This window comes from Rhizobium sp. NPDC090275, from assembly GCF_044772225.1.
Taxonomy (GTDB): domain Bacteria; phylum Pseudomonadota; class Alphaproteobacteria; order Rhizobiales; family Rhizobiaceae; genus Rhizobium.
The window spans coordinates 329,065-341,360 of the sequence record NZ_JBIVYL010000007.1 but is presented as its reverse complement, the minus strand read 5'-3'; the positions used below and the strand labels follow the sequence as shown (position 1 = coordinate 341,360).

Annotated in this window: 12 protein-coding genes; 8 read left to right on the top strand and 4 right to left on the bottom strand. The window is 63.0% G+C overall.

Annotated elements, in window-relative coordinates; translation table 11 throughout:
* The first annotated feature begins 74 nt into the window (after positions 1-74).
* The 4 genes from ACIQUB_RS19850 (at position 75) to ACIQUB_RS19835 (ending at position 5,155) form a co-directional block, all read left to right on the top strand.
* Positions 75-662: a 5-formyltetrahydrofolate cyclo-ligase gene (locus ACIQUB_RS19850; RefSeq protein WP_113239171.1), complete on the top strand. Its 588-nt coding sequence runs from the start codon at positions 75-77 to the stop codon at positions 660-662.
* Positions 663-664: 2 nt separating this feature from the next.
* Positions 665-1,489 carry a TIGR00282 family metallophosphoesterase gene (locus tag ACIQUB_RS19845; RefSeq protein WP_026283224.1) on the top strand — a complete coding sequence of 275 codons (825 nt, stop codon included), beginning with the start codon at positions 665-667 and terminating at the stop codon, positions 1,487-1,489.
* A 113-nt stretch (positions 1,490-1,602) separates the two neighbouring features.
* Positions 1,603-2,448 (top strand): MBL fold metallo-hydrolase, encoded by an 846-nt coding sequence (locus ACIQUB_RS19840; RefSeq protein WP_113239172.1) that lies wholly within the window; start codon positions 1,603-1,605, stop codon positions 2,446-2,448.
* Positions 2,449-2,683: 235 nt separating this feature from the next.
* Entirely contained in the window at positions 2,684-5,155 is a 2,472-nt protein-coding gene (locus ACIQUB_RS19835) for a hypothetical protein (protein WP_113239173.1), read from the top strand.
* An 88-nt stretch (positions 5,156-5,243) separates the two neighbouring features.
* On the opposite strand, the gene ACIQUB_RS19830 is transcribed toward ACIQUB_RS19835, so the two are convergent.
* Positions 5,244-5,747 carry a pyridoxamine 5'-phosphate oxidase family protein gene (locus ACIQUB_RS19830; RefSeq protein ID WP_018899635.1) on the bottom strand — a complete coding sequence of 168 codons (504 nt, stop codon included), beginning with the start codon at positions 5,745-5,747 and terminating at the stop codon, positions 5,244-5,246.
* Between the two features lie 115 nt (positions 5,748-5,862).
* On the opposite strand from ACIQUB_RS19830, the gene ACIQUB_RS19825 reads away from it, so the two are divergent.
* The 4 genes from ACIQUB_RS19825 (at position 5,863) to ACIQUB_RS19810 (ending at position 8,571) form a co-directional block, all read left to right on the top strand.
* Positions 5,863-6,306 carry a DUF6636 domain-containing protein gene (locus tag ACIQUB_RS19825; RefSeq protein ID WP_113239174.1) on the top strand — a complete coding sequence of 148 codons (444 nt, stop codon included), beginning with the start codon at positions 5,863-5,865 and terminating at the stop codon, positions 6,304-6,306.
* A 112-nt stretch (positions 6,307-6,418) separates the two neighbouring features.
* Positions 6,419-7,165, top strand: coding sequence for a YebC/PmpR family DNA-binding transcriptional regulator (locus ACIQUB_RS19820; RefSeq protein ID WP_047509355.1), 747 nt, complete (start codon positions 6,419-6,421; stop codon positions 7,163-7,165).
* Between the two features lie 236 nt (positions 7,166-7,401).
* The gene (locus ACIQUB_RS19815) at positions 7,402-7,908 is read left to right on the top strand and encodes an invasion associated locus B family protein (RefSeq protein WP_018899638.1); all 507 of its coding nucleotides are present in this window, start codon (positions 7,402-7,404) and stop codon (positions 7,906-7,908) included.
* A gap of 45 nt (positions 7,909-7,953) precedes the next feature.
* A complete protein-coding gene (locus tag ACIQUB_RS19810; protein ID WP_113239175.1) occupies positions 7,954-8,571 on the top strand; it encodes an SH3 domain-containing protein in 618 nt (205 codons plus the stop codon).
* Between the two features lie 49 nt (positions 8,572-8,620).
* Here ACIQUB_RS19810 and ACIQUB_RS19805 read toward each other — a convergent pair whose 3' ends face one another.
* From ACIQUB_RS19805 to ACIQUB_RS19795, 3 genes are all read right to left on the bottom strand, one after another.
* On the bottom strand, positions 8,621-9,616 hold the full coding sequence (locus tag ACIQUB_RS19805; RefSeq protein WP_402931456.1) for an LLM class flavin-dependent oxidoreductase: 996 nt from the start codon (positions 9,614-9,616) through the stop codon (positions 8,621-8,623).
* Positions 9,617-9,742: 126 nt separating this feature from the next.
* Entirely contained in the window at positions 9,743-10,636 is an 894-nt protein-coding gene (locus tag ACIQUB_RS19800; protein ID WP_113239177.1) for an aldo/keto reductase family oxidoreductase, read from the bottom strand.
* 111 nt (positions 10,637-10,747) lie between these two features.
* The gene (locus tag ACIQUB_RS19795) at positions 10,748-11,950 is read right to left on the bottom strand and encodes a TCR/Tet family MFS transporter (protein WP_113239197.1); all 1,203 of its coding nucleotides are present in this window, start codon (positions 11,948-11,950) and stop codon (positions 10,748-10,750) included.
* Positions 11,951-12,296: the final 346 nt, after the last annotated feature.

Below are 12,296 nucleotides of genomic sequence, written 5' to 3'. Positions count from 1 at the left end.
GTTGCTTTTGCTTACGCGCGTTGCATTGCGCGCCCGGCGTTCTATTGTCCCGCCAAGAGAGCAAGGCGGACACCATGAACGCAAAAGACATCAAGGCCACGATGCGTGCCGAAAGGCTGGCGCTGAGAGACGCCATTCCCGTGGAAACCAGGGCCGCGATGAGCCTCGCCATGGCCGAACACGCCGGCGAGGCCATCGCCTTTGATCCCGGCACCATCATCTCCGGCTTCCTGCCGATCCGCTCGGAAGCCGATCTTCGCCCGCTGATGGCGCGGTTTCGCGCACGCGGTGCCAGGCTCTGTGTCCCCGCCATTCTCGACCGCCAGACCATCGCTTTCCGCGAACTCGTCGATGGCGCGCCGCTGGTATCGACAGGCTTCGGCACATCAGGCCCCGGCCCCGACGCACCGGTTCTCGACCCCGAGATTCTGCTGGTACCGCTTTCCGCCTTCGACAGACGCGGCCACCGGATCGGCTACGGCGCCGGCCATTATGACCGCGCGATCGACCGTTTGAGGCAAAAAGGCATGCATCCGAAACTCATCGGCATTGCATTCGACTGCCAGGAAGTGGCACATGTGCCCGACGAGCCGCACGATGTAAGCCTGGATGCCATCCTGACAGAAAGCGGCCTGCGCTTTTTTGCCTCTTGGATTGGATAGCAATGCGACTGCTTTTTTTGGGTGACATGGTCGGCAAGACGGGACGCACGGCGGTGTGGGATCGCCTCCCCGGCCTGATATCGGACCTGAAGCTCGACTTCGTCGTCGTCAACGGTGAAAACGCCGCCGGCGGTTTCGGCATCACCGAGGACATCTTTCTCGAGACCATCAATGCCGGCGCCGACGTGGTGACGACGGGCAATCACGTCTGGGACCAGAAGGAAGCGGTCGCTTTCGCCGGTCGCAACGACCAGTTCCTGCGCCCCGCCAACTATCCGCAGGGCACGCCCGGCCGCGGCTCCGGCCTGTTCTACGCCCGCAACGGCGCCCGCGTGCTGGTTGCCAACGTCATGGGCCGCGTCTTCATGCATCCCGAGCTCGACGACCCCTTCAAGGCGGCAGAGACCATTCTCGACGCCTGCCCGCTGAAGGAACAGGCCGATGCGATCATCTTCGATTTCCACGCGGAAGCCACCAGCGAGAAGCAGTGCTTCGGCCACTTCGTCGATGGCCGCGCCTCCTTCGTCGTCGGCACCCACACGCATGTGCCCACGGCCGACCACCAGATCCTGAACGGCGGCACCGCCTACCTCTCCGACGCCGGCATGTGCGGCGACTATGACAGTTCGCTCGGCATGGACAAGGAAGAGCCGCTGAACCGCTTCATCTCGAAGATGCCGAAGGGCCGCATGGAGGCAGCCACCGGCCCTGCCACCATCTGCGGCGTCGGCGTCGAAATCTCGGATGCGACGGGTCTTGCGGAAAAGATCGCGCCGCTACGCCTCGGCCCGAGACTGTCGGAAACCATCCCGGAATTCTGGCGCTAATCCGGGCACCATGTTCCAGTGACGGAAAAGTGAGCGTCGCGGTCCGGATTTGATCTGGACCGCTGCCAACCCTTGCCGCATCCTTTTGCCAGTGAAAGCGCTGGGGACGTGGCATGAAGCTGCATTTTCTTGTCTTCGCAATGACCACCCTCTCCGGACTGCTGCCGGGTTGGTTGGGCCCTGACGCCGCGCAGGCGCAGGAAGCGCGCCGCAACGTCAGCCAATGTCAGGCGATCGCGCAATCCATCCCCAAAGCGACATTCGCGAGTTTCTCCGGCGCCGTCCCGATCGCGGGCGCAGCGGACAACGAGACGGTGACGCTCACCTATATCGGCCACTCCACCTTCCTGATCGAAACGCCTGGCGGCGTCAGCATCGCCACGGACTACAGCGGCTGGTACACGCCGCCGCGCATGCCGATGGTGGCAACGATGAACCGCGCCCACTCCTCGCACTACACACTGACGCCCGATCCGGCGATCAAATACGTGCTGCATGGCTGGAGCGACGTGCCGGGCGAAAAGGCGAAGATCGACCTCACGGTCGGCGACACCTACATCCGCAACGTCACCACCGACATCAGGGGCGGCTACGGCGCGCCGCAGGCGGATGGCAATTCCATCTTCATCTTCGAGGTCGCAGGCCTCTGCATCGGCCATCTCGGCCACCTGCACTACGAACTGACCGACGCGCATTACACCGAGATCGGCCGGCTCGATATCGTCATGGTTCCCGTCGACGGCGGGCTCACCATGGGCGCCGACAGCATGAGCCGCATCATCAAGCGCCTGCGCTCCTCGCTGGTGTTACCGATGCACCAGCAACGCCCACTCGCCAACTTCCTCTCCATGTTCGGCCCCGACTTCGACGTCGTCTACGCCACGGGCAACAGCATCGACGTCTCGATGCGCACGCTGCCGAAGAAGCCGCAGATCTATGTGGCGAAGGGGATGCAGTGAAAATTCGCCCGCAGACAAAGTAGTAAGTACAAATTCCGAAAAACGTCGACTATTAAAATGCATCCATCGAAAGACTTAGATTAAAAGCTGCTTAAATGTAATAGACCTCTGGAAATGACCGTTCACGGAAGGATCATTTCCCTTGGCTACGCTTAATCGAGAATTTATTTTATTCCACAAGGCGAGAATAAATACATTCACATTTCGGATTTTTTCAGCCATCGGCGCGTTGATATTGATTTCATCCGCATGGCTGCAGCCAGCATCGGCCGCCGAGAGCGACGCGCTGACGGGAACATGGACCGGATCCTATCTCTGCAACGGCGTGGAGGCGAGGCTGGTGCTTGAACTCGACGGCGAGGCCGGCACTTTCATATTCAATTACCCCGACGGCAATTCGGGTCGCTACACGATCGCGACATCCTTCAAGTCGAACAGAGGCGTCGTGCGGGCGCGCCCGGTGCGAGAGATCGAGATGCCGTCAGGCTATTCCATGGTTGGCTTTTCAGGCCTGCTGTCGAAGGACGGAAAGACCATCAGCGGCAGCATGCAGAGATGCGGCAAGTTTCGGGTCGCCAGAGGAACGACCGCTCCCGGAAGCCTGACGAATGGCGACACCGAGACCTCGTCGAAGAGCGACAATTTGCCTGTACGGAGGAACGGTTCCACCAAGGGCGCAGCCGGCAGGCTGCCGCAGGGCGCGTTTCAGGATGCCGATGCCAAGTGCCAGACCGGTCCCATGGTGGTCCGGGTCGAATTCCATGCGGCCGACAAGGATGGTTTCGACACCACAATACACCTGCGCCGCAAGCGCTTCGCATCCTTCACCGAATTCCGCGGCCGCGCCGAGCAGGACGGGCGCAGGATCGTCATTCAGGCCGAGACCAAGACCGATGGCCCCTACCAGGGCATCGGCTTCGACCTCGTGCTCAACGGCGGCACGCGCCAGGATGGGCCATTCAAGGCGGTGGCGGACGAATTGCAATGCTATGGCATCTACCTGAGGCCGACCGCAGAGCCGGCTCCAGGAAAACAGCAGCGCCAGGCAGTGCCGCCGCAGTACCAGTCTTTCGCCGGGATCTTCGACGGCGCGGTCTACCAGGGCGAGTTCATGGGCGCGATCCCGCAGAACATCGACCAGCGCGTCACCCAAGTCACACCGCTTTCGCTTGAGGTCTCGCCAAGTGCGACGGGCGGCGCCGGCCGCATGTTCGACGTGGCACTGTCGCTTGGTGACAAGCGCTACGCCTACGCCCTGGTCGAGGACAAAACCATTGCCCGCGAAGGCCTGGCGCTCGTCCCAGCCGAAGCGGAGGAACCCTACCCGAAGAAGGGGCCGGTCCCCTATACGAGCATGCCGGGGCGACGCGTCGATGCCCTCTCGAAAGGCAGCCTGCAGGTGTTTGCCGATGGCGGCCCGACGGACTGGGTGGCGAAGGGCCGGCTCTTCTACAGCGAGGCGGCGACCGGCGGCGTGATCTCCCTGAAGCGCCGCCCGGTCGACCAAAAGAAAAGCCTGGCCTCGGTCTGCGCCGAGGACCTTCGGCCGCTGGTCGCAACCATGGGCGCCGCCCGAAACACGGCGCGTGAACTCAAGATCAACCTTTACCCCGCCCTCAACGCCTTTGATGCCGGCAGGGCCGCCATGATCGAAACCGCATTGTCCGCACGGCAGCGGCAGGGTGCCGGCAACATCGACATCGCCAGGCTGGCATTCGAATGCAGCCTGACGGGAAGCAGCATGTTCCAGGCGTCGGACGGCACGCTGTCGCAGGACCTCTTCTCGCCGGAGGGGATATCGAAGGCGCTCTACAAGGTGGTCACCTGGTACTCCGATGGCGCGCAGGCCGTCGACTACCCCGATCCGCTCGCCATTCCGGCCAATGTCGAGGCGATCAATGCCGGCGCCGAAGCGAAGCTGGAGGAGATCGTTCGCGCGACGCAGCCGATGACGGTAACGGCCGACATCTTGGCCTATATCGGCGCCCAGGCCTCAGGCATCAGCGACGCCCGCCCCTCGATCATGTCGGAGAAGCTCGCGCCCATCCTCGCAAGGCTTGCGGAAATCGGCGTCGGAGAACAGGAGGGACAGGCCGCCGGCAAACGCGAGGCGGCGCGCCAGAAAATGGCCGGAATCCGCGTTCCCTACGAATCCATAGGGCCGCACCGCTTGCCGCTGCTGAATGCGATCACCTCGGGAGAAGCCCGCAACCTGACGGGAGACGACAAGCTGTTTCTGTCCGGCATCCTCGCCTATACTGGCGAGACATGCGGACAACCGGCACCCGACGTCCGCCTGCGCCTGCTTGGGCTGCTGCTTCAGGGCACACAACTGCTGACTGGCCTCGATTTCGATCAGCAAGGTGGTGTCGGCGACATCCTGACGCGCTCGCTGCAGAGACAGGCAGGTTTCGCGGAAGGCAGCCTTATGGCAAAATCGATCGGCTGCGGTTCTGACTACCTTGCCGCCATGTTCGAGCTTCTGGCGAGCGGGTCGACCGATACCGAGCGTCCCTCGCTCCTGGTTCGCTCCTGCACGCTGGACCGCCCGCCGGGGCAATGCGCCTGCATTGAAGGCGTGGCACGGCAGGTCTTCCCGGATATCGCCGAGACGCGCTATTCCCGGTCCGTCATTTCCCAGACGATCAGCAGGGCACCCGGCATAGCGCTGCAATTTGCAACGCTCTGCGGCATCATGAACTACTGACCGGAGCGCCGCCAACGCTTCCCCTGCAGCAAAAAAGCCCAGGAGCCAAAGCTCCCGGGCCTCGATCGACCTCGCTACCAGGCCCAACTCAAGCAAACTGCAGATGCTGTCGCACGCCGACATCGGGCATCTTGTCCTCGTCGAGATTGGCCTTGGCGATTTCCCAGCCGAATTTCAGCTTGCTGCCGGTCGACACCCAGATTTCGGCATCGTCGACATGCATCGCGAGCATCGTCAGTTTCGGGTCCTTCTTGCCATCCTCGTACCACGCGGCCACCACCGAGTTCCAGTATTCCTCGATCTTGGAGGCATCCTGGCGAACCTCGATCTTGCCGGCGAGGCAGGCGTGGTAGTCGTGATCCTTGCCGACCACACAGAAATGCGCGCGCGTTCCGGGCTTGATCGCCCGCACGATCTCCGCGTCCGACTTGGTGTAGAACCAGATGGTATTGGTCTTGGGATCGGCGTTCGGCGCCATGGGCTGCATGTGCATGTCGGCGCCATCGACGCCGAGCATGCCGGCATGAATGTCGTTGACCTGATCCCAGAGCTGGCGTGCCGGGTGTTCCCGTGCCTCGTTGAAACTAGCCATAGCGCTTCCTTCCGTTTCGAATGGTCCGTGTTTGAAACGTCATCTCGCGGGCTTTGTTCCCCAAAGTGAAAACAGATGCTACGCTCCTGGTATCGTGGGGATATGGGGGATCGTCATGCGCATAGCGGCATTGGTCACGCTGGGCTTCGCCTCGGCATTGTCGTTTGTGTCGGTCTCGCCCGCCGACGCCGCCGATCGCAGCTTCATGCCCGACGAAAACGGCCAGATCGTCTTCGTCACCCCGTCCAGAAACATCGGCTGCACCTATATCCCGAAAGGCGGCACGGAGATGTACAAGCCCGATGACGGCGGCCCCGAGCTCGGCTGCGACCGCATCGAGCCGAAATACATCCGGCTGATCCTGTCCGCCTCGGGCAAGGCCTTCATCTTCGAGATGGAAGGCGACACCGCCTGCTGCGACGATGTCAACGTCCTCAACTACGGCGATCGCTGGAAGGCCGGACCATTCACCTGCATGTCCGATGAGAGCGGCCTCAACTGCCGCCGCAAGGACGGCCATGGCTTCTTCGCGAGCCGCAACAAATACACCGTCGATTGACGCCACGCCCCGACGCCGCGGCCATCCGGCACGCCTGTTTTCCCTTGAACGCGCCCCGTTTCACTCTTATAAGGCGGCCCATTCCCAACAATAAGACGTGAACAGGGGTGCCATGGCTGGCCATTCACAGTTTAAAAACATCATGCATCGCAAGGGCCGTCAGGATGCCGTGCGGTCGAAAATGTTCTCCAAGCTCGCGCGCGAAATCACCGTTGCCGCCAAGGCCGGTCTGCCCGACCCGACGATGAACGCCCGCCTGCGCCTGGCGATCCAGAACGCCAAGGCCCAGTCGATGCCGAAGGACAACATCGACCGCGCCATCAAGAAAGCTGCCGGCGCCGACGGCGAGAACTACGATGAAGTGCGCTACGAAGGCTACGGCCCGGGCGGCACCGCGATCATCGTCGAAGCGCTGACCGACAACCGCAACCGCACCGCCTCCAACGTCCGCTCGATCTTCACCAAGGCCGGCGGCGCACTGGGCGAAACCGGCTCGGTATCCTTCTCCTTCGACCATGTCGGCGAGATCACCTACAAGCTCGCAGCCGGCGATGCCGACAAGATGATGGAAGCGGCGATCGAAGCCGGCGCCGACGACGTCGAGACCGACGAAGAAGGCCACTACATCACCTGCGGTTTCGAAGCCCTCGGCGAAGTCGCCAAGGCGCTGGAAGCCTCGCTCGGCGAAGCTGAAACCGTCAAGGCCGTCTGGCGTGCACAGAACAACGTGCCTGTCGACGAAGAGCGCGCCCAGTCGCTGCTGAAGCTGATCGACAGCCTCGAGGACGACGACGACGTGCAGAACGTCTATTCGAACTTCGAAGTCTCGGAAGAAGTTCTGGCCAAGCTCTCGGCCTGATCGCTTCCGATCGCAATCCCAAGAAACCGGCCCCGGAAACGCGGCCGGTTTTTTTGTTGTCCACAGGTCTATCCGCGCAAATCCTCACATACTTGGGTCTTGCGGTAACACGTCCGTGAACACGGGGTGTTTGTTAAGGCCTCGGTAACCCTGGCCGCTTTGAATGCCGCCCATTCGCTCCAGCCGGTCTGCCTCAAGGCCAGCCTCATTTACTTCTCTCGGCGGGAAAACGACCCATGAAAAGACTATCCCTTTCGCTCTCCATCGCACTTGCAGGCACGCTCGCAGGCGCGGTCACGGCTCATGCGCAGCCATCCATGGTCAAGCAGTTCGACGATTGGGGTGTCTATTCCTACGACCGTTCGGGCAAGACGGTGTGCTATATTCTGACAGTGCCCAAGACCATGCAGCCCGCCGCCGTCGATCACGGCCGCAACTATTTCGTGGTCGGCCGCGCGCCGGGCCGTGGCACCAATTACGAGCCGCAGGCGATCATGGGCTATGATCTGAAGCCCGGCTCGCGCGCCAAGGTGGAGATCGGCGGCAAGGAATTCACCATGTTCACCAAGGGCTCCTCCGCCTGGGTGCTGGAAGAGACCAAGGAGCCGGACCTGATCGACTCCATGCGTGGCGGCAGCGACATGACCGTCGACGCCGTCTCGCGCCGCGGCACCGCCACCAGCTACACCTACTCGCTGAACGGCGTCACCGCCGCGCTGAAGCGCATGGCCCAGTGCAACTGAGCCGATCGCAATGCGTAAGACAAAACTGACGAAGCGCATCTCGGCATGAGGCGCGCTCGAAAGGACGGCATCCGGGTGCCGTCCCCTGCCCGCCTTGCTCGCGGCTGGAAGCGCACGGCGGCCATCTGCCTCGCCGGCATGGCGCTGGCCTGCACCTCGATCGCCGCCAATCCGCTGCTGTCGCAGCCAGCCCCCGTCGCGGCGAAGGCAGACAATGGCCCAAAGGGCCGCGAGACCGGGCTGAAGGTCCCTCGCTTCGTGTCGCTGCGGTCGCGCGAGGCCCGCATGCGCGTCGGCCCCTCGCTCGATTACGGCATCGCCTGGATCTACCGCGTTCCCGGCCTGCCGCTGGAGATCACCGCCGAATACGGCAACTGGCGCCAGGTGCGCGACAGCGACGGCGTTTCCGGCTGGATGCACCGCGCGCTGCTGTCGAGCAACCGCACCGCCATCGTCGGGCCATGGCTATCGGCGCACGTACCCTTGCGCGACGGGCCGAGCAGTTCGGCGCGCAAGCTGGCCTCGCTGACCCCTCGCGTTCGGGTCGCGATCAGCCATTGCGACGGCAGCTGGTGCAAGGTGGATGTGACCGGCCACGATCTGGACGGCTTCGTCAGGCAATCGGCGCTCTGGGGCGTCTATCCCAACGAGACGATCAACTAGAGGCTCCGCCACCGCCATCAGGCAGCGGCCTGCATCCCGGTTGCTGCCGTCAGGCAGCAGCCTGCATCAACGTGTTGAGCCCGGCGAACAACTCGACCGACTTCAGCCGCGCCTCGATATCGTGGATCGGCATCGAGATGATCAGCTCGTCGGCCTGCGTATCGCGCAGGAATTCGCCAAGCTTCGCCTCCGCCGTCTTCGGTGACCCGACCACGGCGTAGCGCAGCGTATGCTCGACCGTCATCTTCTCCATCGGCGACCAGAAGCTGTCCATATCCTGGAGCGGCCTCGGGAACTGGCCGCGCACGTTGCGGCGCAGGTTGACGAATTGCTGCTGCGCCGAGGTGAAGTGATACGCGGCCTCCTCGTCGGTTTCCGCCACCGATCCCATGACGCCGACCATCGCATAGGGCTTGTCGAGCACGGCCGATGGCTGGAACCGGTCGCGATAGATATCGAGCGCCTCCATCAGCGAATCCGGCGCGAAGTGCGAGGCGAACGCATAGGGAAGACCGAGCATGCCGGCGAGCTGCGCGCTGTATAGGCTGGAGCCGAGCAGCCAGATCGGCACGTTGCTGTTCATTCCCGGCACGGAGAGGATCGCCTGGTTCTCGACCGGCGCGCCGAGCAGCTGCTGCAATTCGACGACATCGTTGGGGAAGCTGCTGGCATCGAGATTGCGCCTGAGCGCCTGCGCCGTCCGCATATCGGTGCCCGGCGCCCGCCCGAGCCCGAGATCGACACGGCCTGGAAACAGCGCCTCCAGCGTGCCGAACTGCTCGGCAATCACCAGCGGCGAATGGTTCGGCAGCATGATGCCGCCCGATCCGATCCTGATCCTCTTCGTGGCTGCTCCCACATGGCCGATGACCACGGCGGTGGCGGCACTGGCGATCCCCGGCATGCCGTGGTGTTCGGCCAGCCAGAACCGGTTATAGCGGAACGCCTCGGCCCGCTGCGCCATCCGCGCCGAACTCTCCAGCGACTGCCTGATGGTGCTGCCTTCGGCAACGGGTGAGAGATCGAGGATCGAGAAGGGTACCATGGCGCGGCCTGTCGGTGGTTGGATTGGACACCCTATGTAGGGAGCCACACCGCTGGACCAAAGCTTTCACCGCGAAAAAGGCCCGCGCACGGCAACCGGCGCGGACCTGTCATCGAGTTGGAGAGATCAACCGGCCTTCGCCGATCCGATACCGTCAAGCTTGGCGATGGCATCGGCGGGCAGCACGAGATCGGCAACAGCGAGGTTCTCCCGCAGATGCCCGCGCGAGGAGGTGCCGGGGATGAGCAGGATGTTCGGCGCGCGCTGCAACAGCCAGGCCAGCGCCACCTGCAACGGCGAAGCTTTGAGATCGGCCGCGACATCCGACAGCGTCGAGGACTGCAGCGGCGAGAAGCCGCCGAGCGGGAAAAAGGGCACATAGGCCGTCCCCTCGCCTGCAAGCTCCGCGATCAGCGCGTCGTCGCCGCGATGGGCGAGATTGTACTGGTTCTGCACGCAGACGATCTCGGTGATCTTGCGCCCGTCTGCGATCTGCTTGGCGGTGACGTTGGAGAGGCCGATATGCTTGACGAGGCCCTGGCGCTGCAGGTCCGCAAGCACGGTGAGCGGCTCTTCCAGCGAGCCCTCGGCCGGACCGTGCACGTCGAACATGGCGCGCAAATTGACCACCTCGATCGCATCGAGGCCGAGGTTCTTGAGGTTGTCGTGCACCGCCTGCGTCAGCGCCTCCTTCGAAAAGGCCGGGTTCCACGACGCATCCGCCCCGCGCATCGCCCCGATCTTGGTGACGATCACGAGGTCGTCCTTGTAGGGATGCAACGCTTCCTTGATGATCTGGTTGGTGACGTGCGGGCCGTAGAAATCGCTGGTGTCGATATGATCGACACCGCTCTCGACCGCCTCGCGCAGCACCGCCACCGCTTCCGCGCGATCTCTCGGCGGCCCGAAGACGCCCTTGCCGGCGAGCTGCATGGCACCGTAGCCGAGCCGTTTGACGGTGCGGTTGCCGAGTTTGAATGTTCCAGATTTCTCAAGGTTTGGCTTCTCAAGATTGGGCATGGTCTTTCTCCGTTTCGATCAAGACGAGAAATAGGTCAGTCTGGTTCCATCGATAAGCCAGGACAATCCGCACGGGCTGTTCGGAATCTCGGACAGTGAATTGGTATCCGCTCACGGTGAAGACGGAACGGGAACCGCCTCGGGCTTGCCGAACCGCAATCCGCAGACAAGCGGCACGCTGACCGCATAGACGACGATGACGGACAGCCAGATCGCGCCGGGCCATTGCGCCCTGACGAGAAAGTAGATGCTGGAGAAGCCAAGCGGCGTGACGATCGAGGCAAGGCTGACCGCCGACGACAGCACGCCCTGAAACCGCCCCTGCTGGCTCTCGTCGACCTGCCGCGTCGCCAGCGATTGCAGCGCCGGAACACCGATGCCGCCCAGCGCAAAGAGCGGCATGATCGCGAAGATCATCCATCCCCGCGTGGCAAACGCCATGACGACGAGCGAAAGGCAGGCGCTGGCGACACCGGTCAGGATGGCGCCGCGTTCGCCGAGCAGCTTGACGGCAGGCCCCGGAAGGAAGGCCTGGGCGAGCGTCTGGCAGACGCCGAAGGCGCCGAGCGAAAGGCCGACCCAAAGGCCGTTCCACTGGAAACTGTCCGCACCCCATAGCGCCCAGCAGGTGCCGTAGACCTCGCCCGTGGCGCTGAAGATGAAGAAGATGAGAACGATGGGCAGCAGGCTCTTCATGGAAAAGAGCCAATGAAGCGGCCGCAGCGGGTTCAATGCCGCAAGATCGATCTTCTCCCGGCTGGGTTTGCGCGATTCCGGCAGCATGAGGAAGGCGAGAAGCAGGTTGCAGCCATTCAGCACCGCCGCCGCGATGAAGGGCAGCCGCAGCCAATAATCGCCCAGCGCGCCGCCGAGCACCGGGCCGACAATGAAGCCGGCCCCGAACATTGCATTGATGAGACCGAAGCGGCGGGCGCGTTTGTCCTCGGGCGATATGTCGGTGATATAGGCCGATGCGACGGAGACATTGGCGCTGGTGAGCCCGGCAATGGCGCGGCCGAGAAGCAGCATCCAGAGGCTGGGTGCGAAGGCGAGGAACAGATAGTTGATGGCCGCACCGCCAAGCGAGATCAAGAGCACCGGCCGCCGGCCGAGCCGGTCGCTGAGCGAGCCGAGCACAGGTGCAAAAATAAACTGCATGGTCGCATAGAGCGCGGTCATGATGCCGATGGTGGAGGCGACGTTGTCGGTGTGGGTGACGTCCTTGAGCAGTGCGGGAAGAATGGGAAAGATAAGCCCGATGCCGACGGCATCGAGAACGATGGCAGTGAAGATGACGAGAAGTGGTCTGGTCACAGATGATGTGGTCATGGCGTGTTCCGATCGAACGCAAGCGCACGAACGCACCCGGCGCCGATGGCTCACGATAGGGCCTGACGATGCAGGCGATTGATGTTTGGGAACGCTGGCCGATCAATGCCTGAGGCGGCATGGATGGTGTGTGCTTGACCGCATGGACGACAATTCGTCCACCTGTTTTACTCCGCCACTGAGCGGATCAAGGAAAGCGGTCGCTTTTCGCGATGCGCTTATGTACGCCAATCGCGCGCTTGCGGCAAGTGGCGTGCTGGTGGCGTCGTCCGACGGCTGGCTAAACCGGAGAAGAACATTCGCGATGGCGCTGATATCGCCCACAGCCGGA